This is a genomic window from Streptococcus sinensis, assembly GCF_000767835.1.
GTDB lineage: Bacteria > Bacillota > Bacilli > Lactobacillales > Streptococcaceae > Streptococcus > Streptococcus sinensis.
This window is the reverse complement of the sequence record NZ_JPEN01000068.1, coordinates 65,084-88,653: the sequence shown is the minus strand read 5'-3', so window position 1 is coordinate 88,653 and position 23,570 is coordinate 65,084. Positions and strand designations below refer to the sequence as shown.

The following is a 23,570-nucleotide window of genomic DNA, read 5'->3' as shown; positions in this document are numbered from 1 at the left end:
TTCAGCAATAATTACCTATAAAAATAGAAAAAACTGCGATTTTTAAAGGTTCGCAGTCTTATCTTCAACTAAATAATCTAAGTTATTCCAAGTAATCAATTTAAAAGAGTCAAAGTCATCTGTTTCTAGAATGGTGACGCTAGCATTGGCCAATCCGCCGTCCTTACGGAGAAGGGAGACTTCATAACCCAGCAGCGTACGAATGCTAGCAGTTAAGTTAGCTCCGTGACCGACGATCAAAACTTTCTGATAATTCTTTTCTTTCAGTGTTTTGATGAAAGAAGTGGTACGGTGAGTGGTCTGGTAAACGGACTCAGCACCAAATAGATTGTGGTCGAACTGGGCTAAATTGTGGCGGAATGCCCACATCTGCTGAGGATAAGCGGCTTCAGTAGCAGCAATTTTCGCGCCTTCCAGTTTGCCAAGCCCCCATTCTCTTAGCTCTGAAATGGGAATAAGGTCCGGCGCAAAATGGTTTTCCTGCTGAATGATTTTAGCGGAATGAAGGGCTCTAGGCAGGTCACTGCTGTAAATCTTATTAAAATGAGTATCGGATAAATGCTTTCCCAGTGTGTGCAATTCGTCAATAGCTGTTTGCAGCAAAGGGGAGTCTCCGTTTGCGCCTTGGAAACGCATTTCTAAATTCCATTCAGTTCTTCCATGTCTGATAAAATATAGTTTCATATAAGATCAATGCCTCGCTCTATTTCATATACATATAAATCTATAATAAACTGAAATGTCCAATTCAGCAAATTAAAAAGTATGGGATTAATCTTCTTTTAAATCTGCAAAAGTTGCTTGAACAAAATCTGCTAAATCTTGGGCCTTGATCTGGATGCTGCGTCCGACCTCACCAGCAGAAACAATAATACTTTCGCGACTCAGAGCTGTTTGGTCAATGAAAATTGGGAAGGGATGTTTTTGGCGAATTCCGACAGGATTATTGGCACCGTGAATGTAACCAGTCGTTTTTTCTAAATCTTTCTGCGGAATCATACTGACTTTTTTATTTCCTGAAATTTTTGCTAATTTCTTTTCCGAAAGATGTTCGGTGATGGGTAGGATGCCGATGACTGTTCCTGTTTTATCTCCGTTTAAAGCCAGTGTTTTATAAATTTGCGAGCGGTCAAATTCCTCTGTCAGGATATCATCTAAAGCATTAATTTGCAAGCCTAGGTGATTGATTTTTGCTTTATTTAAGATTTGCTCAACCAATGTTTTTTTTAGTTTCGTTTTTTTAGCCATTATTTATATTTCTCTTCTAACTGGGACATCCAGATTCCCAGCCAAATTCCTAATCCAAAGAAAAAGGCAGCGAGAACCAAAGTGAAAACAGATACGCCAGCATAGCTAATGCTCTCGCTATTTCCTGCTTGTGGAATGACAATTAGTAGGGTGCTGGACAAAACGATTCCGATGATAAAGTGGTAGACTCGAGAATGATAATTTTTCAAGATATAGTCCATAGCTTTTGAAAAGAGAATCAGAGCTAGAGCACCACCGATGCCGATTGGCAGGAAGGTACCAAATATATCCAAATGCTTAAAGCCTGTTAACATGGGTGAGTAGAGCCCTAAAATTAGCAGAAGATTTGATGGGCTGAGACCGGGAACCAGAACTCCTAAGGCGATTAGAGCGCCAGCCAAAACGAAAGACAGGAAATTAGCTGGAAGTGTCCCCACCATTCCATTCAGAGAATATAGGAAGATACCTGAGAGAATAAAACTGAGCCAGAAAGTGATAATATCAGCCCGATCGCGCTCGGATTCTTTGACGGACTCTTTTATCAGACTAGGAATTGTTCCGATAATAGCTCCAGCAAAGCCCCAGAGAACGATAACCTTGTAATTATCCAGTAAGAGATTGACTGGATAGGAGAAAGCTGCAATCCCTAAAACCATCCCAATAGCTACAGGAGTGAAGTAGAGAACATTCTCAACAAAATTTTCTTTGATGTGGGCTAAAAAGCGAATCATCCGCTCATAAATCCCTAAAATAGCAGCTAAAACACCACCTGAAACACCAGGTAAGATAAAGCCAAGTGCAATAATCATTCCTTTTAATATTCTTGTAATCCAAGAAACCATGTGAAACTCTCCCTTTTTTACTTTTTCATTAGGCTATTATACCATAAAATAGAGTATTTTCTGAAAAAAGTAGGAGAAAATCACGACAAATGTATAAATATTCTATCCTAAAGAAAAGATAGTTTGAGAGGTTAGGAAGAATTTCAGCTTCAGCAGTTTCATAGTTGAGCCCTGTAAGACGCGAGTCACCTGACTTGTTTCAATGATGATAACACCGTCGTTGGATTTGTTAGAATTTTTCTGCTTAAACTGATAAATATTGAAATAGGGGAGTTGAAATTTTTTAATTTTTGGGGTTTGTTGCCTTTCAACTCATCTCTTACATTTTCATACTCCTAATCTTCTCTTCATCTGGTGTGACGCGCAGGGTTTTCTGGCCTGTATAGGTTACAAATCCTGGCTTTCCACCGGTTGGTTTGTTGAGCTTTCTGGTTTCAATCATGTCCACTTGGACCAGATTAGAGAGTCTGGCCTTNCCACATGACTACCTGGAATATCCTTGGCGTGGAACCAAAGTTCGTCCTTCTTCGCCATCTTAAAAGTCAGCTCATCATTTTGTAGATTGTTGCGGCCAACCAGGATAATGGTTTGGCCATCTGTTGCCAAATATTTCTCCGGTTTCTGCCTTTTCTGGATTTTCTCTCTCTGGCGCCGTCGGATAAAGCCAGTCTGGATTAGTTCCTCCCGAATTTCCGCAATTTCAGTCAGGCTGGCCTGAGAAAGGGCTGTTTCTACGCTCTCTAGGTAGAGAATCGTAGTCCGTGTCTCCTCAATTAAGCTGGTCAGGTGTTTGACAGCTTCCTTTAGTTTCTGGTAACGTTTGAAATAGCGTTGCGCATTTTGATTGGGCGTAAGAGCCTTATCAAGCGCAATGACAATCTTCTCACCTGAGTAGTAATTGTCCAATTCCACCTGTTCCTGGTCGTTGGGCACCTGGTGGAGAAAGGTGGTCAAGAGTTCACCTTTTTGACGGAATTCTTCTGCATTCTCCGTTGCTAGGAGCTCTTCCTCTTGCTTGCCCAGTTTTTTTCGGTTCTTTTCCAACTCATTTTCTACTCGGCGGATGAGCTCGCTGGCCTGCTGGTTGACCCGATCGCGCTCCGCCTTGTCCTTATAGAAAGTGTCTAAAAGCTCGGATAACGTGGACATTTGGGTCTTGCTGTCGGAAAATAGCAGAGCAGAGAAAGATTTTTCGGTCAGGCTTGGCTGAGTCGGACTGGCAAAGAAGGCTCGGAAAGTTTTGAGCTTGTCAGCTGTCAAACGGCCACTGAGTTCAGTAGCCGTATCCCGACCCAATCCCTGAAACATTTGCTGCAGGCGTTTGGGCTCTAAGTCCTCTGTCTGTAGGATTTGGAAGAGCTTTTCATCACCGATGGTGAAAGGATTAAGACTGCCCGTCTGAGGCGGTGCGACATAAGTTGAGCCCGGCAGGATAGTTCGATAGCTATTTTGGGAAAATCCGATATGTTTGATGGCTTCAATAATCTTACCGCTAGCCTTATCCAAGAGAATGATATTGCTGTGCTTGCCCATGATTTCGATGACCAGAGTCACAGCCACGCTATCGCCGATTTCGTTCTTATTGGAGACACTGATTTCCAAAATTCGGTCATTCTCAACTTGCTGAATCGCTTCAATGACAGCGCCTTGCAGGTATTTGCGCATAACCATGATAAAGGTATTGGGAACAGCTGGATTTTCAAAAGTGGTCTCAGTCAGCTGGACGCGCCCAAAGACTGAGTGAGCTGATAGGAGCAGTTTGTGGCTTTGGCGGTTGCTGCGAATCTGTAAAACCAGCTCCTGTTCAAAGGGCTGATTAATCTTTTGGATGCGGCCGCCCAGCAATTCGCGGCGGAGCTCCTCTGTCATGTGGTGTAAAAAAAATCCGTCGAATGACATGCTTTTCTCCTTGAAACTTGCTACAGAAAATTATAACAAAAAACCAAGGTAAAAGCTTCTAAAGTCTCATCAAAAAGAAATTTATTTTTTGTCAATGATTATCAACATAACCAAAATCCGAACATTTTATAAAAGATTTCAAAGTAAGTGGTAAGAGTTTTTAGAATAAGAAATAATCCTGTATTTATGGGGAGAACGGAGAAATCTGTTCTCCTTTTTGTTCGCTTAAAATCTTATAAAGAAGGGAGTCTTACCATGAAGGAATTGGAAATTGTGATGAATATTGACACTTTAGAAATTTATGAAGTCATTGACCACGATCAGGAAACGAATTCAGATGTAACTGAAGAAAATGGAGATTCTATTTCTAGTCAAAAGGAGTCACAAACTATGTTTCGTCAAATGAATTTATTTGAGGAAATGAACTTGGGAAATACGTCTTAAAAAGTGCTTACAACAAGGTATAACTAGGAGGCTAGAATGATTAGAAATAAATTTTATGATCAGTTGATCAGTAGCGAGCCAATGGGTTTCATTGATCCTCTAACTGATTTAGGGGAGTTTGATTCTATTCAGATGAAATTCAAAGATCCTGTTAGAAACTTGGTAAATAAGTACTCTGGTAAACCTTATAACTTGAGCTGGCAGAGGAAAATCGAAAATATGAGAGTACTCTATGTCCAATATCAGAAAAGTTTGATAATGGAAGACCAAGAACAAGCTATCCATAATAGAGTTAGAAATAAAGAATCTAAAGAACATGTTCATGAAATTGTTACAACGTATTTGAAGCTAGGATTCAAGTTCAAAGAGATTGAAGCAAGAATTTCCCTGTTTAATACACGTCTTCGACGAAACTGGAAGAGAAGCGACTATGTAACAACTACAAGTCCTGAATTTTATTTGAAGAGAGATTTACAGGATGGTTATTGTTTGCCAAACTCAACTCTTCCACAGAGTATGAGAGCTAACTAAAGGAGAAGTTATGACTCAAGAAGAAACAGACAAGATGATTGAAAATTGGGTAAAAAATGGCTTCCCAACCGAGTTAAAACGATTGTTACCGGATGAGGAGAAAAAACATGGAAACAGGAATTTGTAGACGATGCGGATGTAATTGGATTACCCCTTGTATCGACGAAAAGTATGGTCCTTGCTGGTGGGTAGATAAAAATAGAACACTGTGTAGTCATTGTTTTTATGGTTTTAATGATGAACCTTATCAGACGAAGGTTTACTATAGACCAGGTTATGACTTTCTTGAGAGAGATAGAGAATTCGCTTGGGAAACCTTGACAAATTCAAAAAGTCACTGGGTTTATGATATGGAACATGATGTTTTGTGTGTAGTTGGCTTAGGGGATCATATTGGAGCTGTTCGTTTTATTGCAAAAAAATTCTATGGACTAAAACGTATCTATCGTGAAGAGATACCTAAATGGCAAGAAATTATCGCTGAGAATATGATTTTTTACAATGCAATGGTTGATGATCCAAAACATTATGCTTGGCATTTACCACGAAAGTATCGATTGGAGGATTGATATGAATAACAAGGTTATTTTTAAGATACAGAACCTTCTTGAATTAGCTTATGATGCACCAAATGACGAAGAAGGACAAACAGCTCTTCTGATGGCTCAAAAGCTGATGGTAAAGCACAATCTATCTATGAATGATATAACGACTACTCAAACTAAAAACAAGATTGGAGAAACAGTAGGCACCTGGGAGTATAGAATGCCTTGGTGGCAAGAGAAATTAGCAGCTATTCTAGGTGAAAATTTTAGATGTAAAGTGATAAGAAGAAGGGTTGTGGATGAAGGAATTACTCAGATGATCTTCTTTGGATATCAGTCCGATGCTGAATTGTGTACTAAGGTTTATGAAGGAGCTATCTTATATCTAAAATATCGATTAAAACGGTTCTTTTCTATAATTCCCAAGGCACGTTGGAAAGATTATAAAAAGTCATACTTGTTAGGATTTCTTGCAGGACTAGACGAGCGATTTAGAAAACAGGCACAAACCTCAGAAGAATTTGCGTTGATGGTGCAAGTCCCAGCAGAAGTAACGGAAGAACAAAAACGGCGTATGGGAGAATTGAAAAGTCGCGAAACTAAAGTAAAGATTGAGAATGTTGATTTTGAGGCATATGTAGATGGTCTTAACCATGCAAAAGAAACGAAATTGATGCCGGAAGAACTTCTTAAGGAACAAATTTAATTATTGAGAGACATTGAAAAAATGAAGAAGCTATTTTCAAAAGAAATAAGGAGACCTAAATGGTAAAACAGATAGAGACAATCTGTAACTTAATCCTAAAAGATGGGTTAAGACAAACCAAATTTAAGAATAGCCACCTAAAATTAGTCTCTTCAGCTGAAGAAGGAAAACGTGGGGCTATATTTGCCTATCGTTCTAAGACCAATATGACAAAGGCACGTGGGCTTGTCCTAACCTCGCTAGAAGCAATTTTAGAGAATCAGGATAACTTTACGCATTGGACACCGAATGTCTATCGCTATGGCTCTTATAGCGACGAGAAACGACAAATTACACGTGGACATGCTGAAGATAATCTGAGACAGATTAATACTTTCTACATAGATTTTGATATTACTTCTTCTGCTGAAGAGATGACTTCTGGAGACATCCTAACAGCTGCTATTGATCTAGGATTTATGCCAACCTTGATTCTAAAATCAGATAAAGGCTACCAGGCTTATTTTGTCCTGAAACAAGCAGCCTATGTGACGACTCATTCACAATTTCGAGTGGTCAAAGTGGCCAAAGCTATCTCGCAAAATTTGAGAAACTACTTTGCCCAAACCTTGCCAGTTGATATGACCTGCAACCATTTTGGGATTGCACGGATGCCACGAACAGACAATATTGAGTTTTTCCACAAGGAATACACCTATTCCTTCCAGGAGTGGTTAGACTGGTCTATGAAGCAATCTAATCTCCCCTTTTCAAGCAAGAAACCGAATCTAAGTGTAATATCAGGAACTGCTGGGGTAAAGCAGATTGATGAACCCTGGTATCAGATGCTTCTGAATGAGTCGAACATTAAGGGAGCGAAAGCCTTGATGGGAAGAAATAGCGTACTTTTTACATTAGCTCTTGCTAATTTCTCGTCCGGTGTCTCTCAGGGCGATTGTGAGGTCATTTTGAATGACTTTAACCTAGGATTAGACGAACCAGTCCATTCAGGAGAACTCCTGAAGCTCATTGCGAGCGCCTATTCTGGCAAATACGAAGCTGCTAGCCGTGAGTACATCACACTATTATGTAAAGCGTGGGTGAATAAGAATCTCAAACATACTGATCTATTCGTTAAACAACGCTGGTACAAATTCAAAAAGAAACGTGCAGATCGCAAATATAGTCATCTGTCAGAGTGGAAAGCAGACATCATGGCTTATTTAGAACGGACAACACATGAAGCTGGAGACCCGTTTATCCAGACGACAAAGAAAGCACTTAGAGAAACACTCAGTATTCCTGAAAGAAGCTTGGATAAGGTTTTAAAAGCTTTGAAACAGGATCAAAAGGTCTTCTATACAATTAAATCTGGTCGTTATGGAGGGATTAAATTAGCTTCTGTGAAAGCCATTGTCTTGTCTCTGATTCAAGTGAAAAAAGAACGCCAGGAGGCTTATTTTGCTAGTATTGCAGCTTTTTTTGAAGAAAGCTTAGGGTTTACCAAACGGGTGCTAGAAGGAGTTAAAAATGGGCTTAAACGAGCGACACAAGTGTCTTTATTTGAAGCAGATGTTGGTTGATAGGCAGAAGAAATTTCAAACCCGCAAACTGCCTTACATTTATATCTCTGATACTGAGAGGCAGAAATAGCAGTAACTAGAATAGTCATTATCATTAGTATTGTAATACTAAGTTATAGTGTAGGAATCATAAAGGAGGAAGAGAGGAAATGAAAACTTTATTATTAGTTATTAGTATTGTAGTAGTTCTATTTGTTGTTCTAATAGCAGAAATCCTAAAGGGTAACCACGCTATTAGATACGACAATGGATATGATAGTGAATTAGAAAACGACTATCATGCAATGATTTCTCAAATTAAAGAGAAAGGCGGAAAAAGAAATGAGATACATTATTTTTAGTTTTGAAGAAGGAGACTACCTCTGTGACGAAAATAATTGTCTTTTAGTATTTGAGAGTAGAGGGTTGGCCAGTCAATACATGCAAGAGAACTATCAAAACCCAATGCCTGTCCAACGAACGAAGAGAATTATGCATTATCCGAAATGTTATCAGGCTCCCTTTAAGGTAGAAAAAGTTTGCTGAAAGGAGGAAGATAATGGATGATATTAAGATTGTACGTGGGTACTATTTAACAGGATTAGGTCAGGAACCACTCGCCTACTATTTTAAGATAACAGCTGATTTTCCTGAATTTGAGACAATTAAGCCTGGAGATATTGCTTTGACCTTTTATCAAAATGGAGAAGCAATTACAAGCATCCCAGCGCTGATTAGAGTAGACGGTCTGATTGAGGCAGAAAAACAAGTCCTTGAGTTTCTTCAAAGTGAGAAGAAGGATCATTTCCCAATGTTGCCACTGGTGAGTGTCTTTGAACAATTTGACCCATTGCGATTCAATCTAATGATGACAACCTTTGATTGTCTAAAATCGGAGATAAAACGTTTGGCAAAAGTGAGTTACGTTCAGGGAGATTTGTTCGAGTTTATGGAAGGAGAAGAATAGTGGATAATCGATTTAAAATTTTAAAACTAGTTTGTGGTACGCTAGCTGCTATTGTAATGTTATCTTTTACGATTGTTGGCATACAAACTACTTGGACTGATTATGTGGCTAGGGATTATGACAAACACCTCACAGAGCAAGTTTATGTGGATACTGCGGTGAATCAGAATGTGAACCTGATCTTTTATAAAAAGGGCTGTCCTTACTGTGAGAAAGGTAAGACAGCTGTTATTACTGCTGCTAAAAAGAGTGTTTATCCGACATTTTACATCAATGTAGAATCAGAATTTGGCCAAGTTTTAGTAAAAAAATATCAGGTAAAAAAAGCAGCGACACTTGTCACGCTAAGAAACGGTAAACCACAGCTTTATCTCTATGCCGCTAAGGACAGAGAAGGGGATATTAAGGCTGATAAGATAGCTATTAAGGAGGCTTTAAATGACTCGAAAAACAAAGATCAGTAAGTGGGCAGAAACTGCTTTCCAATTCGATAGTGAATTGTGGCGTACGAAAACAACTGAAGGAATGGTTGTCCTAGGGAAACTTCCTGATGGAACTTTTACCTTGCACCGATTTAATGATGAAGGTGGAAAGCTTACGCATATTTCAGAAAGTGAAGCCTTATGGTTAACGTTGGATCTCGCTCCAGAAAAGATGAATTGTATTTAGGAGAATAAAAAATGGTCAGAACAGTTAGAAAAAATAGATCCTTTGAACAGAAACAAAAGAGACCTAATGCTCATCAGGTAGGAAGACAATTTCAAGTTTTTAGCATTAATAAAAGCCGCGAACCTATGAATATTTTACTGAAGACACAGATGTTGCTGAGAACGAATAAGGAATATAGAATTGCTGAGTTCCAGCAAGTTATAGGTGGCCTATTAGTAATGGGAACACTCATCTATATTTTTGGGTGTTGCGTGTATTACTTTAGTGTAACTACGCTAAAATGGTCTTTCCTTAAATTTGTGGATAATATAACCTTAGGTCTCTTAAAACCGTCACCTTTGGAACAATTTCATAGCTTTACATTTTGGGAAGTCTATGAAAGATATTCTATGGGGCAACCAATCATTGTTGGAATAATCGTCATTCTTTTTTTAGCGACTGGTGTTCTTCTAAGTATCAAGGGTGAAGAAAAGAAGAGTATAATTATAGCTAATATCCATGATGAGAAACTAAAAAAAGATTATGAAAAATTGGAAAAGAAAGGAAGTGCCGTTCATGATAGATACAATTAAACGATGGATTGAAAGAGTGAAGTCTAGTTCAATCGCCAAACCATTTATAGTAACTAAGAAATGGTTTCAAGAAAATGTGATTAAACGAAAGTTAGTCATTTTTTCCATACTGTTTACAGCTTGGATAAGCTTATTGTTGGGAGCTATCTACTCCCCACAAAGACAAACTTATACGGATGAACAGCTAAAAACAAAGAGGACATTTGAGAACGGCACAGGTGAAATCAGACTCTCTAGTCAAACCTATTCTCCTGAAACAGGGGTTATTGTTCTCCAGTTTGAAACGAAAGATTCCACCTCCCCAGTTGATCGTGGGATTGACACAAAACGTCTCAAATGGAACCTCTATGCTAAAAAGAAAACCAGTCAAACCACGATGGAAATTGTCCCCATCGTAGACAATAAAATCTCTGTTATTATTCGTAACGTACCTAAGGATTTTGGTGCCTATGCGATTGATATTACGAACAAGACGGTTTCCACTAGCTCAATTGATATTGATGTTTCCAGCCCTTCAGATGATCAAGAGAAGCCATTTAAAACAAAAGATAAGGGAGATGCTAATGTTGTTCAATTCTATGTGACGACTCAAAACAGTCAGCTTAAGAAGAGAAAAATAAGGACAGTTTCTCGTGAGGAATTTGCCTTATCAGAAATCACAGAAGAGAAATCTTTCCAAGAGGGTCAGATTAAAAAATTAAATAATTCTATCAAGCAATTAAAGACTTCCATTGAAGATGATAATTCTCGAAAAGATGGACTTCTTAAAGAAGCAGAATATCTATCTGGTGAGGATTTAGAAACTAATCAGAAAGATATTGCAGCTATTGAAAGTAGCATTGAAACTAAGAATAGGTCTATTAACACAGCGACTCAAAACATTGAAAAAGTTCAGGCTAAAATTGCTAGTCTGAAGAAAAAAGAAGTAGCTATCAAAGATGGTACATTTGAATTTTCAAGTCCGATAGAGACTGTAGAGATGAAATAACAAAATGCGGAAGTAAAGAGGTAAAAATTATGGAAAAAATATATGGTAAACTCGCACCAAAAGGACACCAACCTATTAGAAAACACCGTGTAGTATTTACAAGTACAAAAGGATTGTTTAGAAAACAAAGATGGGTGATGTTAGATATTGATGAAAATGGAATAACTTATAATAGTGAGCCTGGACATACAGGGGACATGTTTTCTTCAATGTATCTTACTATAGGGGAAATTATCATAGATGAACAAGCTTTTACAATAACCATTAAGAAGCCTGTCTGGGATGATCATAAAATTTATGTTATTGATCTAAAGAGACTAGATGGAGATTTATGGAGCAACTTCATAAAAATCAAAGATACACTCATCATTTTTGCAGGAAACAAGTTGGTCAATTAAGCTAAATTGAAAGGAAAAAAATCATGAAAAATTACACTCAAAAATGGAAAGAACTAAATAAGAATGGAATCAAATTATCATTGATTTGTGTCTTGAATTGGTTGATAAAATTCTTATTTAAGGGACAATTTTATCTTTTCTCAGCTATTTTTTTAGGTTTGTTGACCTATTACATGCCACAAGATATTCAAATTTTTACGGTGAAAGTTTTAGAATTGATAGTTATGTTTAAAATAACAACAGATGCTATCCATATTCTTCTTTCAAAAGAAGTTAAACGGATGAAAAAAACTCTTTTGTTAGTAGTGATGTACTTATTCTTTCTAGCTGGTAATGTCTATATTAAGCAACATGCTTTGACAGAATTTTTGGTCAATCGTCTCTTTACGTTTTGGCTCATTAGTCTTGTTTTGGCAACTCTGGTAATTGTCATCCAACCGAGATTATTTAAGGTCTATCTCTTCAAAAATGTGCTCAATAAAACTTATTTAGGAATCCGAAAAACAACAGATGAGCTACCTCCAGAGTGCAATTTTTACACAGATGCGGATGAAAAAGATGCGGACAAACGGATGAAAATGATGAACCAACATGTGATCAAAAAACCGTATCAGGGAGTTGTCGAATTAAGTTTTCTAAATAGAGAGGTAATTACAGGTATCAGTTATAAAGCAGTGCCATTTGAGAAAGAAAAGGAACGGGCTTTTATGGATGTAGACACGATTTATTATCCTGTTTTTAGGGTTTATCCATTTGGAATAATAGGAGATTTTGATCATCCGTTAATTGAATTCAAACTTAGTCGAAGAGATGCTTTTACAAAAAACGGTGAAGGTTTACTGAAGAAAGATTTTTAAAATATGCTGCTCCCTAATATTAGATTGGGGAGTTTTTATTTTACTTATGACTTGTCCTCTTAATGCAGAGAATTTGATTATCCCTTATACTAAATTTATCAAATAAAGGAGGCTATTATATGGCTAAGAAAAATCTCAATAAAATTGATTTGGAACTGGAAGAAGCAAAGAAAAAAGTTGCTTCTTTGGAAACTGAACGGAAGCTTGTAGAAGAAAATCTTCAACAACAAATTGGTAAATTCTACGTTCAGCTTCAATTGAAAAAAGATAAAAATCAGTCTTATGAAACGATTCTAGATGATCTCAAAACAGAGCTAGCGATCATCAAGGAAGAGGAAAAATCAAAACGTGAGGCAGTCAAAAAAGAACGTGAGAATGTAGAACAGTGATGTTAAATAGGCTTCAATTTTCAGCTGAATAAACACCTAATTAAGACACGCAACAGGGTGTGTGTCTGTGTGGCTTGGTTGTGTGTTTAGATGTGGGAAGCGGCGTATATGCACTGACACTTAGTGTGTTTAAGTATGCTATATATGTGTGTGTTTAGTAGGCGTAGCCGAGAGAATTGGGGACAAAGGAAACGTTGATACTATCAACTCCCAGCGGTACGATGGGACAGTTTCCCTTATGCTCTTTTCATGGGCTAGAACACATTAAGTGGGCTAGTTCTTGAAAAACCGCAAAAGTAGAAAATTTATTTTCGTGACGTTGCGAGGTTGTGGTTTTCTTTTTTGCTTCTTTTAGCTTTTGCCTCGACAAAAGAAAAAAGAAGGGCGCTGTTTTTTGAAAGGAGATGATTATTTTTATATGGTAACGAGAAGAACAGAGTTAAAAATTCGTGGATTAACTGAAAAAGAAATTGATTATTTAAAAGCTCAATCAAAGAGAACGAAATCAAAATCATTTAATGATTTTTTAGTTCATGTCTTGCGTGAAAAGATTGAAAAGGATCAATTTAATTTTGCTGAAGCGAATTATCTTGCTCATTTAGAAAATATGAAATTAACATCAGATCATGTTTTGCATTTAACGAAAAAACAGACAGAAATTTTATCTGACTTTGAAACGAAAATGGGTCGGTATGCTGATCACATTTCAAGGTGGCTGGAATATGAAGGTGAGGTAGAAAGGGATGACTAAGGAAATTAGATTACGCAAAGTTCCTGATGAATTATTTGTGCAATTAGAGATGATGTCTGAAAAATTTCAGTATCCTAATCTTGCCGATTTTTTGATGTCTCAGTTATATCGTATTGTTGAAAATGATGGTCTGGATTTATATGATAATAAATTTGCAGAGACGTTGGCAGATATTAAAGAACAACAAGCTCAAATATTGGTTCAGTTGCTCAAAAATGAAATTAAGTTACTGGCTTATCATGGAAAGCAAGATATTGTGGAAGAGCTAACAACAGACTGGTTACGTTTTATGGATGATGTTGATGCGCTGGCCACTGAAAGAAGAGCAGGAGGTCGTTCATGAAGAAGAATAAATTTCTCCTAGTCAGTATTTTATTTCTTGCAATTTTTTTAGTGCAGCCACAAAATTTTCAAACCTTGAAAAGTGCATTTACTCAAAATGATTTGCCCAGTCAATTGAATATCTCGAATTCATCTGAAGAAAAAAATGGTGACTTAGGAAATAGTCATCAGACACAAAATGAGGAACTAAAATCAAAAGTATTTGATGGTCAACATCAGGTCATAATGGTTAATGATAAGGCACAATTTACGGCAGAAGAGTTGAGCTTAAAAAATGGTTCATGGGAAAAATACAGTAACCTAGATTTTTTGAATCGTGTCGGGGTAGCTGAAGCAATGTTGGGTAAAGATTTAATGCCGACAAGTGAACGTGAAGATATTTCATCGGTCAAACCGACTGGCTGGAAAAATAAAAAAATCATGTTTAATGGTAAACAAGATTTTTTGTATAATCGTTCTCACTTGATTGGTTTTCAATTAAGTGGTGAGAATGCAAATGTGAAAAATCTATTTACAGGTACACGTGCGCTTAATGCTAACTTTAAAGATGAAAAATCATCAATGGTGTACTATGAAAATTTAGTCGCAGGTTATATTAAGAAAACAAATCATCACGTCCGTTATCGAGTAACACCTATTTTTGAAAATGTAGAATTAGTCGCTCGTGGCATCCGTCTGGAAGCACAGAGTATAGAAGATGATACTCTATCTTTTGATGTTTATATTTTCAACATTCAACCAGGATATGAGATTCATTATTTAACAGGAACTTCAAAAAAATCACAATAAAGGAGAAATAATGGCAACTAGAATTAATATCTATTTTAACGAAGAAACACTACAAAAGTTTTCTGAAATAAAATCCTATTTGTTAGAAGACGTAGGGGAGAGTTTGGAACGTCCAGGACAGAAACAGTCAGCGACTGTTGTTAAGTTGATTGATGTTTTTTATAGACTTTTTTTAGAAACTGAAGATAAACAAAATTTTTCTGAGAGGTTATCTCGTCTGGAAAAAAATTTGGTCAACTCGGTTGAAGGACGGACTTTAAAATCTATTCGTCGTCAAATGGACCAGCTGCTCTATTTAGAGTTAACTAATTTTCATGCCATCACAAAAGGTAATAATTTTGATATTCAAGATTTAGAGTCTATCCATTCTCGTTTTGATCCATCACAGCACGAACTGATGGCTAGAATTGATGATCTTATTAAAGAAGATGTGGCACGTGGCCAAACAATGAAGAACTCACATTAAGGATAATTAAAATGGCTGATATAGTTGATATATATTTGGAAACAGGAGATTTTCATGAGGCAGTAAAGCAATCTGGATTACCGACTCATATTGCACACTTGAAATTAATAAAGAGCGGCTGCTTGAAAATTCAAGATAAAATTCAGTACGGTTCTAGAACAGCTAAACTGGGAGGAATGGCAGAAGAACTCTTTCAAAAATATGTTCCAGAAGCAACAGATGCTAATAAATATTTTAAGAAAAACAATCCTGTCTATGATTTTTGGTTTGATGGTTTGACGATTGATGTTAAGTATAGTTCCCTGCATAAAAAGAAGAATGGAAACTCTCAACATTGGCAATTTAGAACAAATGGCAGTCAAGATTTTATCGTGGCATTTCTAGAACGTGAAAGTGGCTCAGAATTGAATCAGCCAAATATTTTATTAGTTCCTATGCAATTTATTGAAGCCAAAAAAGAGTTGCATGTCTCTCAATCTGGACCGTGGTTTCAAGATTTTAAAGTAGAACCTGAAGAACTCCAGCCTCTATTGAAAGATTATGTTCAATTAAGGAAAGATGGATTGTTTTGACTAAGAAAGGAGCATAAGTGATGAATCTATCGTCTAGTCCTAATATTACATTTATGCTTCAATATACAGAGGCTAATAGTCAATATGTGGATTATACAAATCGTGATGAAGCTGTCAAAATTGACGAAGAATTGTCCTTAGAAACAAACAGGCAAATGATTGAAGGATTGACTGAAGACGAGATGACTCGTATTCAGGAAGCTGTCCCTGAAACTCAGTTGAATTTTAGGGAATACATTGATTATATGAACCGTTCCTATGCAACCGAAAAACAATCTGAAGAATTAACCGCAGTCTTTACTCAGGAAGCAGATTATCTCCAAAAACGACGATTAACCGATCTAAAAAATAAGTTAGAATCGGCTTATCAAAATGGCTCCCTTCTCTGGCAGGGTGTTATCTCGTTTGATAATGCTTTTCTTGCTGAACAAGGATTGTATGATGTTGCAACTGGCCAAGTTGATCAAAAAGCAATCAAGGCTGTCATGCGTGACATGATGCCGACCCTGATTCAGAAAGAAGGTCTTTCTGCTTCTGCTTTTTGGTGGGGAAATATTCATTTAAACACAGACAATATCCATATTCATTTTGGTCTGTCTGAAGTGGAATCTAACCGTGAGAAAATCTTTTATCGGCCACGTGGTCGAATGGAATATAAGGGAAATTTTTCTCAAAAAACAATCAATCGCTTTAAAAGCGGTGTGTATCATGGTTTGCTAAAAGAGGAAACACGATCAAACCTTCTAAGAAAAGAACAGCTTCTAGCTAATCTCAAAGCGGATTTAATTACCTCTGTTTACCAGGAAGAAAAGATTATTTCTTCAGCTGAAAAAAATTTTTTGGAACAAGCCTATAATCACTTACCCCTTAATAAAAAGTGGCGTTATGGATCGAATGCTAGGGATTTTGCGGTTAGTAAGTTCTTTCTTGAGCGGTACTTAGACTCCTATTTGAAAAATGAAGGTAGTGTAGCCTATCAAGAATTTCTACAAGAAACCAGAGACTTTCTTAAAACTTATGAAGGTGTTTATTCCACTGAAAAAAATCAAGTCTATGAGAAAATCCGCAAAGTCGATGGGAAAACCATTCGGACTTTGGCTGAATCAAAAGGATACGATTTGGAACATCATTTGGCTCGTCGTGTCATGGATCTAAGAGAGCGCTTGGGCAATAACATTCTGCGCTCGTTCAGAGAAGCTGCTCCTCAAATTCAAGACGTTCAGCTGGAAAAAAATTTGAAAAACTTTTCTAGCTTGAACCAAAAGAAAATCTTGGAACAGTTACCAGAAGCGAGTGTTATTAAAAGTCAAAGTGCTTGGCAAAAATTAGGTTATTTTATAAAAACAGGAGAACAACCTCTTGAAATTATAAAGCCAATCTATAAAGCTTATGATAAGCATGGGAAGGGAATTGGTCAGCTAGAGTTTGTGGCAGATTATGTGTATGATGTCAGTCAGCTAACAGAAAATATTCAGCTAAAAACCTTGACCCTAAAAGACTTGTCCTTATTATCATCGAGTGAGTTAAAAGAGTTGGTAGATGCTGCTAAGTCAAAACCAACACTTTCTGAAAAAGAACGTCGTGAATTAGGGACATTTCGCTATGCGTTAAAACTCAGTATGCTAGAGGCTAGTCAGAAAGAATTGCAGGTACGTCAAAAGCTTCTAGAACAGATACAGCCCTTAGCTTCTGATCAGCCATTTGTGGACTTTAAAAAGCAATCTTTAACGCAAGAATTAAAAGCAATTGAACTACAATTGATTCCTAATTTTAAGCTTTCAGAAGATGATAAAGTCTTGAAAGAGCGATTGAAGAGGCAGTTTGAAGATAGTGTCGCGCTTCCTGTTTCAAAAGCCACTGCTGGTGCCATACAGCTTCCTATTAGGCAGCTTCGGGCTGAGCTGGGATTTGTTGAGCAGATTCAAGATGATAATATTTTAACGCTTTTGAAAGGGACATCAACTCGAAAACAAGCCTACATGGAAGAACTTCAGACTCATATCTCTATTTTTCAGTTGAAATATCAGATTAACAACAGGAATCATCAGATGAGTCAGTTATCGGATGAAGCAGCGATAAGGGAGATGAGAGTAGCTAATGCTAAAGGATTCTCTGAGTTAAAACGTTTATATGAGAAACTGCAACCGGCAAAAGATAATCAAAATCAAATCACTCAAACAGTTTCTAGGCAATTACAAGAACAAAAAGTTACTAAAAAAACTCAACTTCAACAGTCTCAAGGCCCTGCAAAGTTGAATACAGACTTCATGCGACAATTGACGGCATCGCTCAAGCGTTCTCAACAAGTAAGTAAAAAAGCATTGATGGAACGTGCTAGAAGTGATGAACGTGAAGAACAAGAAGAGCGCAGGCAAGCCCAGCGTTAATCAGTCATTGATGTTATTGTCAATGGCTTTTTTAGTTTAAAATCTCCTATGATTTGTCCGCTTAACGCAAGAATTTTTATTATCTCTTAGACTAGAAGTAACTGTAAATACAGGAAGGAGGTGGTGATAATGCTACAATTTCCAAACGTTTCTGAAGAGGAATTTGACTTTGAGGCTGATTGGCTAGTCAAGGCCATTGATGATACTCAAAAACATATTCTTTTTGTTGGACAAGGAAAAAATGGTGATTTGGAATTGGAATTGGACTACCAAAATAATCCAGAAGAATTTGAGCATTTTTCAGTAGGTGATCTAGTTTCTTTGCCAAGAGAAATGTTTATTGTGCCTGAAACGAAACCGTATCAGCCGAAATATGAGTGTTTTTAGTAAATGAAAGGAGTTTTTATGGCAGAAGAACACATACAACAACCTACGCCACGTGGAAAAGGTCGTCGAGAGAGAGTAGAATATGCTCGGTCTCGTGATATTTTAGACGTTGCCAGTGAACTGAACATGGAATTGATTCGTTCGGGACGAGATTACCGTTGGAAAGAGCATGACTCAATGGTCATTTCTCCTGATAAAAATATGTGGAATTGGTTTTCCCGCCACCAAGGCGGAGATGTCATTTCACTTGTTGAAACAATGAAAGAAGTGAACTTTAATCAGGCGATTAATTACTTAAATGATGGCAGTTTTAAAGAATATAAAGCTGTTGAAAGAGCGCAGGAAACATTTTCTTACTACCTAGAACCTTACGAACAGCCTTTTGAAGCTGCTAGAAGCTATCTAAAAGACCAACGTGGCCTTTCTGATGAAACTATTGATTTCTTCCTTGAAAAAGGAGTGCTAGCCCAGGCCAATGCCAAGGTCAATGGTAGTATTGAACCAGTTGTTGTTTTTAAGTCCTTTGATTTCTCAGGTGAAATGGTAGGAGCTACGCTACAAGGCATAGAAGAAAACTGGGAAAAATGGCCAGAACGTGGATATGCTAAAAATATTGTCCGAAATTCAGATGGTATCACTGGTATGCATGTGGATATTGGTCAGCCTAACCGTCTTATCTTTGCGGAAAGTGCCATCGATCTGATGTCCTATTACGAATTGTACAAAGATAATCTTCAGGATGTACGTTTGGTCTCGATGGACGGTTTAAAAGAAGGCGTTATTGGTCGACACTTAGCACAGCTCCAGTCTGACATCTCAGGTCGGCCACTTCGCTGGAGCTACGATCAACTTGCTGAAGGATTACAAACGGCTATTGATAATAATTTTTTTACAGATGGAAAACATGCAGATTGGATTACTCTTGCGGTTGATAATGATGAGGCAGGCCAAAACTTTATTAATTCACTGCGAGAAAAAGGAGCAGTGGTTACGGAAGCTTTACCAAACTTGCAAAATGGGCAGGAAAAAATGGATTGGAACGATGCACTAAAATCGAAATCTGTTGGTAGTGAAAAGCAAGATATTTCTAACTTGTTAAGTCAGGATTTACCAGCGCCTTATCTGGAATTGGCTAAAAAAGCAGATCATGATTATCATGCCCAAGTATCTTATGACACCTTTAAAGCGAATCGAAAAGGATTATCAGAAGCGGTTCAAAGTCAAATTAAAGCGGGTGTCTTGCAGATTACCCTCTCAGACGAGGTTTACTTTTACACTTTGGTCAACTATACGGGTTGGAGCCATCCTATGCAGCAGTTAAAGCCCAAAGCAATGGAAGGTTTAAAAGAACACCGAGCTTTCTTTGAGTCTATCAATGATACCAATATTAACCGTTTTAAAGAAAAAGGGACACCTGAACAAAATCAGATGTACGACATCTTGAAAGGCTTGCAAAAAGAGTTAGGGCGTTCGGATACTTCTACGGTCTTTTCAGCAGAAGTGGCTATTAGTGCTTATAACCTCAATCGTCAGTTAGATAGTCTGACAGCTGAAAAATGGGGTCGCTCAAACAGCGACCCACTAGGAGGTCTGGGGCGTGATGCTTGGAATATTATCAGTTATCCAGCAAATGAGATTATAACTAGAAATGCTGATTATTATTATCAATTGGTACCTTACCATTTGTTGGAATATCTGAATGGCAAGAGTGGCAGGGTTGAAATTTCTACTGAAACTTATGAGGCTATTCTCCAGCAGTTAAGAGATGAGACGATTATCATTACTCCAGAAGTAACGGAAGAGGATATTGTGAATCCAAGACAGGAAATCATTTCTTCCTCTGAGGAAACAGAAAAGCCCCTTGACAGTCGTCAAGAGGTAGCTTTAAATTCAGAGCAACAAAAAAACGAGAGGACGTCTCAGTACAAGGGTTCTTTACAGCCCGAAGCTGAGGGTAGCACCGCACCCGTATCAGAAACTGATACCTTTGATCGCTCTGTTACCAGTCGACCTACTAGATCCTCTCATTACTTAAATTTTACCATAAAAGATGGCTTTAAGTCAAGACATACACGATTAGATCATTCAATTGATAAGACAAAGTTAGCTAAGCTCAATCGGTTTTCTGATACAATTCAAGAGGCTGCTAAATATTATCAAAAAGAGCTTGCCAATAGCGAGATAAGCTATTTCACAGCAGATGGAAACATTGTTCAAGTTAATTTTTTAGAGAAGAATTTCATGCATCTCACGGGACTCAAATTTATTGGAAAAAACCAATCTCCTGAAAAAACTCTGAGTGATCTCGCTGCAGGTGGAGAGATTTCTTTTGATGATATTCGAATATCAAATTCGGATTCTGCTTTTGATAAAATTAAAGTTTTACCTGAATTAAAAGCAGTACTCCAAACAGACTCATTCTATTTTGATCAACTTCAAAATATAGACAGATATACTGATAGATTTGATAGTCTAATCAAAAGCAGCGATAAAGATATTATGGTGCTTTTTAAAGCTACAGATGAAAACAGGACTGTGCCGGCTTCTATATTCAAATCTAGAGAGATTTTAGAGAATGAGTTAGAAGCTGCGCGCAGAAATGAAATTATTGGTATTTTCCGTAAACGAGAAGGTGTTCTTGAACAAATTGCAATCAACGAGGAATATGTCAAAGATGGTGGTCAGGAAATGCTATCCATTTTACAGAATAAGCAATATGAAGAGTCTGATGTAGATTTTGAATCAACTCAAATAGATGTTCTATCAGCTGAACAGTTCACACAAGTATTAGATGCTGCGTATAATGTAGGAGACCCTAGAAAATTAGGAACACAGATTCCAGAAGAGTCGAAAGAAGCATGGGAGCGTTACTATGAACTTTTTGATACTCATGAAGGTAATTTTAGTGCAATTGTGGCTACTGCTGAACAGTTGGAACTAGTTGATAAAGATTCTAATTTCTATCAAGAATGGGCACAGGATCGGATTTATAACGAAAACTATCATATCCGCTTGCAGTGGACTGAAAAGTGGCCAGAAGGCCCACAATTGCCATTTGAAGAGTCAAGCTTGGTTTCTTATCAAGACTTTGTCACAGAGCTCTACAAAACTAATCAGGAAGTTTATCAGGCGCATCAAGAGAGTATTGCTCAAGCAAATGCTGGAAACCCAGATAATTACGTACCACCTACGAAAGTTAAGTTTGATATTTATGCTCCAGGTGGTCAAGTGATTAAAGAAGGCGTGCGCTATGATATTGGAGATGAAACAGAACCAGTCTCACGTCTTCTTGGTCTAGGCTATCGTCGCTTAGATGGTCAATCAGAGTTAGCAGCCATTGATGAAGTAGTTCTTTCTCAGCTGGAAAATCAAGAGCTGAATCAAGAAATTGCTGCTGAAGCGAATGAACAGAGTTTAAATTCAAAAGAGTTGCCTCCTAAGGAGGATTATTCAAGGGGAAGTTTTTATTCTCCTAACCAGGAAATAAAAACGAACTTAGCTCAACGAGTAGAAGAAATTATGGCAGAAGATAAAACCAAGATACTGGTTGCTTCGGTTCCTCACATTCAAGAAAATCTATCCGTCGAGGGGAACTTAGTTGGGACACCTCAATCAAATGGTCAAATGCTTTATACGAACAGAGAAGAATTTGGTCAAGATTATCAACTAGAGTTAGCGGTTCATAGTCCAAAAGCAATTGATTTTTTAGAAGATGTACAAGCTCCATGGACTTTGGCTCTGATGAGGGGAGAAGAAAAACTAGGTTATTTAGCCTATGGCAGTGATTGGGGCAATGATTTTCAAATTGAAGATGAGTTGAAGAAACTTGCTAAACAAATTGGGGTTGGAAAAGTACCAGAAGGGCTTTATCAACAGGATGAAGTAGAGGTCGTTCTTGCTAGCAACCAAGGAAAAGAAAGCAGTAAGGAACAACAGGATCCTGCTATCTCAGCTGAACCTTTTGATTATATGAATGCCTCAGCCTATGACATCAGCGAACATGCTTTCCAAAAAATTCGAGCGTATACACAGTCACCTGAAGATTTACTGGAGTACATGGACTTCATGAGTAAATTCCCACAACTATCCCCTCGCAATGTTGCTCTCATTCATGAACAATGGCAAGGTGCCAATGCAGTCGCGACTTATGAGCAATGGCAAGCAATGGGAGAAGCTTTAGAAATTAAACCAGAGGATGTGATTCAAACCAAAGCGACATACACAAATAAGCGTACAGGTGAAACTAAGGAGGTTGTTCATCAGAACTTGTCTGTTAAGGTAGGCGAAAAGTCGCGGATTACATTGTTCAGGCCACTGATGGTTCGAATGATTCCAGTCCTAGATGAAAACGGTCATCAAGTGAAAAATGATAAGGGAAATCCAAAATACAAAAAGTTTTCTGATGCCACGCCACAAGAAAAAGCCTTAGTGAAAGACGGTAAACTTCCTGTTCGTCAATTTCAAGAAAGAGATCCCAAAACAGGTTATCCACGTTTTACAACCTACAAGGTCTTTGAGTTGTCACAAACGACGCTGAAATCAGAAAGCTATCCAAAAGCCATGCCAAACCGTCATTACAACTTTAATACGGATCAGGTGAAGACGAAAGAGGTACTTGAAGGTTTATGTGATTACGCTGAAACCATTGGTATTACCATGATGAAAGATGAAGCCCATGTTTTAGGAAATGCGAAAGGGGCCTTTTACTCAGGAGAACAACTCATTCTGATCAATCCCGATAATACACCTGGGGAAAAAATTGCCACCACGATTCATGAGTTAGCGCATGCGACACTTCATAACCCTAAACTGGCCGATCAGTATAAAGAGCTACCGAAAGGACAAAAGGAATTTGAAGCTGAGATGACCAGTCATTTGTTGTCCAAACACTTTGGACTGGATACTTCTGAAAAAGCGATTGATTACATGGCAAGTTGGACAGATAATCTAAAAGCATTAGACGATAAGCAATTAGCGGATTCTTTGAAACGGGTTCATCAAACCGTTTCTAAGATGCACAAGCAAATTGAAAACCATACCAAACCCTATCCATTAGGAAAAAACCGAGGACAAGCGCCAAATTTTCCGAAAGCCCCAACCAAAGGGCCTAGTAGATAAGTTAAAAGGTGCTCTCAAGTGAGAGTGCCTTTTAATGTACACAAAACAACACAAAAAGTTATATAACTCTTATATTTTTTAATTAAAAAGCATCCATGTTCTATGGCTTGTCCGCTTAATGCAGAGAATTTGATTATCCCTTAGACTAAAATTATCAAAGCA

General features: G+C 37.6%; 26 protein-coding genes and 1 pseudogene. 23 read left to right on the top strand and 4 right to left on the bottom strand.

Annotated features, from left to right (window positions below; translation table 11 throughout):
* Positions 1–42: 42 nt before the first annotated feature.
* The 4 genes and pseudogenes from SSIN_RS05885 to SSIN_RS05870 all read right to left on the bottom strand — a co-directional run bounded on the left by SSIN_RS05885 (position 43) and on the right by SSIN_RS05870 (position 3,989).
* Complete coding sequence (locus tag SSIN_RS05885; protein WP_037616808.1) at positions 43–684, bottom strand: histidine phosphatase family protein; 642 nt, start codon at positions 682–684, stop codon at positions 43–45.
* Positions 685–771: 87 nt separating this feature from the next.
* Complete coding sequence (locus SSIN_RS05880) at positions 772–1,248, bottom strand: aminoacyl-tRNA deacylase (RefSeq protein WP_037616805.1); 477 nt, start codon at positions 1,246–1,248, stop codon at positions 772–774.
* Complete coding sequence (locus tag SSIN_RS05875; protein WP_037616803.1) at positions 1,248–2,090, bottom strand: DUF368 domain-containing protein; 843 nt, start codon at positions 2,088–2,090, stop codon at positions 1,248–1,250. The genes SSIN_RS05880 and SSIN_RS05875 overlap by 1 nt, the downstream gene beginning before the upstream one ends.
* 319 nt (positions 2,091–2,409) lie before the next feature.
* A pseudogene (locus SSIN_RS05870) lies at positions 2,410–3,989 on the bottom strand (Rqc2 family fibronectin-binding protein).
* A gap of 255 nt (positions 3,990–4,244) precedes the next feature.
* Here SSIN_RS05870 and SSIN_RS05865 point away from each other — a divergent pair.
* From SSIN_RS05865 to SSIN_RS05755, 23 genes are all read left to right on the top strand, one after another.
* Positions 4,245–4,433 carry a hypothetical protein gene (locus SSIN_RS05865; protein WP_037616894.1) on the top strand — a complete coding sequence of 63 codons (189 nt, stop codon included), beginning with the start codon at positions 4,245–4,247 and terminating at the stop codon, positions 4,431–4,433.
* Positions 4,434–4,469: 36 nt separating this feature from the next.
* Positions 4,470–4,964, top strand: a complete 495-nt coding sequence (locus tag SSIN_RS05860; protein ID WP_037616801.1) for a hypothetical protein — start codon at positions 4,470–4,472, stop codon at positions 4,962–4,964.
* A gap of 107 nt (positions 4,965–5,071) precedes the next feature.
* Positions 5,072–5,533 carry a hypothetical protein gene (locus SSIN_RS10530; protein WP_244880077.1) on the top strand — a complete coding sequence of 154 codons (462 nt, stop codon included), beginning with the start codon at positions 5,072–5,074 and terminating at the stop codon, positions 5,531–5,533.
* Position 5,534: 1 nt separating this feature from the next.
* Positions 5,535–6,215 (top strand): DUF2786 domain-containing protein, encoded by a 681-nt coding sequence (locus SSIN_RS05850; RefSeq protein ID WP_037616799.1) that lies wholly within the window; start codon positions 5,535–5,537, stop codon positions 6,213–6,215.
* A 59-nt stretch (positions 6,216–6,274) separates the two neighbouring features.
* Positions 6,275–7,777 carry a primase C-terminal domain-containing protein gene (locus SSIN_RS05845; RefSeq protein WP_037616797.1) on the top strand — a complete coding sequence of 501 codons (1,503 nt, stop codon included), beginning with the start codon at positions 6,275–6,277 and terminating at the stop codon, positions 7,775–7,777.
* 149 nt (positions 7,778–7,926) lie between these two features.
* Positions 7,927–8,118 (top strand): hypothetical protein, encoded by a 192-nt coding sequence (locus SSIN_RS05840; protein WP_037616795.1) that lies wholly within the window; start codon positions 7,927–7,929, stop codon positions 8,116–8,118.
* Positions 8,099–8,302 carry a hypothetical protein gene (locus tag SSIN_RS10925; RefSeq protein ID WP_037616794.1) on the top strand — a complete coding sequence of 68 codons (204 nt, stop codon included), beginning with the start codon at positions 8,099–8,101 and terminating at the stop codon, positions 8,300–8,302. Before SSIN_RS05840 ends, SSIN_RS10925 begins: the two co-directional genes overlap by 20 nt.
* A gap of 13 nt (positions 8,303–8,315) precedes the next feature.
* Positions 8,316–8,723 (top strand): hypothetical protein, encoded by a 408-nt coding sequence (locus tag SSIN_RS05830; RefSeq protein WP_187423863.1) that lies wholly within the window; start codon positions 8,316–8,318, stop codon positions 8,721–8,723.
* Entirely contained in the window at positions 8,723–9,187 is a 465-nt protein-coding gene (locus SSIN_RS05825; RefSeq protein WP_037616789.1) for a hypothetical protein, read from the top strand. The genes SSIN_RS05830 and SSIN_RS05825 overlap by 1 nt, the downstream gene beginning before the upstream one ends.
* On the top strand, positions 9,162–9,392 hold the full coding sequence (locus SSIN_RS05820; RefSeq protein ID WP_037616787.1) for a hypothetical protein: 231 nt from the start codon (positions 9,162–9,164) through the stop codon (positions 9,390–9,392). The genes SSIN_RS05825 and SSIN_RS05820 overlap by 26 nt, the downstream gene beginning before the upstream one ends.
* Before the next feature lie 11 nt (positions 9,393–9,403).
* The gene (locus SSIN_RS05815; protein WP_037616784.1) at positions 9,404–9,964 is read left to right on the top strand and encodes a hypothetical protein; all 561 of its coding nucleotides are present in this window, start codon (positions 9,404–9,406) and stop codon (positions 9,962–9,964) included.
* Entirely contained in the window at positions 9,948–10,952 is a 1,005-nt protein-coding gene (locus tag SSIN_RS05810) for a hypothetical protein (protein ID WP_037616781.1), read from the top strand. The genes SSIN_RS05815 and SSIN_RS05810 overlap by 17 nt, the downstream gene beginning before the upstream one ends.
* 29 nt (positions 10,953–10,981) lie before the next feature.
* The gene (locus SSIN_RS05805; protein WP_037616779.1) at positions 10,982–11,350 is read left to right on the top strand and encodes a hypothetical protein; all 369 of its coding nucleotides are present in this window, start codon (positions 10,982–10,984) and stop codon (positions 11,348–11,350) included.
* Between the two features lie 23 nt (positions 11,351–11,373).
* Positions 11,374–12,207 (top strand): hypothetical protein, encoded by an 834-nt coding sequence (locus tag SSIN_RS05800; RefSeq protein WP_037616777.1) that lies wholly within the window; start codon positions 11,374–11,376, stop codon positions 12,205–12,207.
* Positions 12,208–12,326: 119 nt separating this feature from the next.
* Positions 12,327–12,596 carry a hypothetical protein gene (locus SSIN_RS05795; protein WP_037616775.1) on the top strand — a complete coding sequence of 90 codons (270 nt, stop codon included), beginning with the start codon at positions 12,327–12,329 and terminating at the stop codon, positions 12,594–12,596.
* Between the two features lie 418 nt (positions 12,597–13,014).
* Complete coding sequence (locus tag SSIN_RS05790; RefSeq protein ID WP_037616773.1) at positions 13,015–13,347, top strand: hypothetical protein; 333 nt, start codon at positions 13,015–13,017, stop codon at positions 13,345–13,347.
* Positions 13,340–13,690, top strand: coding sequence for a hypothetical protein (locus tag SSIN_RS05785; RefSeq protein ID WP_037616772.1), 351 nt, complete (start codon positions 13,340–13,342; stop codon positions 13,688–13,690). The genes SSIN_RS05790 and SSIN_RS05785 overlap by 8 nt, the downstream gene beginning before the upstream one ends.
* The gene (locus SSIN_RS05780) at positions 13,687–14,478 is read left to right on the top strand and encodes a DNA/RNA non-specific endonuclease (protein ID WP_037616768.1); all 792 of its coding nucleotides are present in this window, start codon (positions 13,687–13,689) and stop codon (positions 14,476–14,478) included. The genes SSIN_RS05785 and SSIN_RS05780 overlap by 4 nt, the downstream gene beginning before the upstream one ends.
* Before the next feature lie 10 nt (positions 14,479–14,488).
* On the top strand, positions 14,489–14,944 hold the full coding sequence (locus tag SSIN_RS05775) for a hypothetical protein (RefSeq protein WP_037616766.1): 456 nt from the start codon (positions 14,489–14,491) through the stop codon (positions 14,942–14,944).
* A gap of 11 nt (positions 14,945–14,955) precedes the next feature.
* Positions 14,956–15,516 (top strand): hypothetical protein, encoded by a 561-nt coding sequence (locus SSIN_RS05770; RefSeq protein ID WP_037616764.1) that lies wholly within the window; start codon positions 14,956–14,958, stop codon positions 15,514–15,516.
* Positions 15,517–15,536: 20 nt separating this feature from the next.
* The gene (mobP2, locus tag SSIN_RS05765; protein ID WP_037616762.1) at positions 15,537–17,903 is read left to right on the top strand and encodes a MobP2 family relaxase; all 2,367 of its coding nucleotides are present in this window, start codon (positions 15,537–15,539) and stop codon (positions 17,901–17,903) included.
* A gap of 129 nt (positions 17,904–18,032) precedes the next feature.
* Positions 18,033–18,290, top strand: coding sequence for a hypothetical protein (locus SSIN_RS05760; protein WP_037616760.1), 258 nt, complete (start codon positions 18,033–18,035; stop codon positions 18,288–18,290).
* Between the two features lie 18 nt (positions 18,291–18,308).
* Positions 18,309–23,408, top strand: coding sequence for a PBECR4 domain-containing protein (locus SSIN_RS05755; RefSeq protein ID WP_037616758.1), 5,100 nt, complete (start codon positions 18,309–18,311; stop codon positions 23,406–23,408).
* Positions 23,409–23,570: the final 162 nt, after the last annotated feature.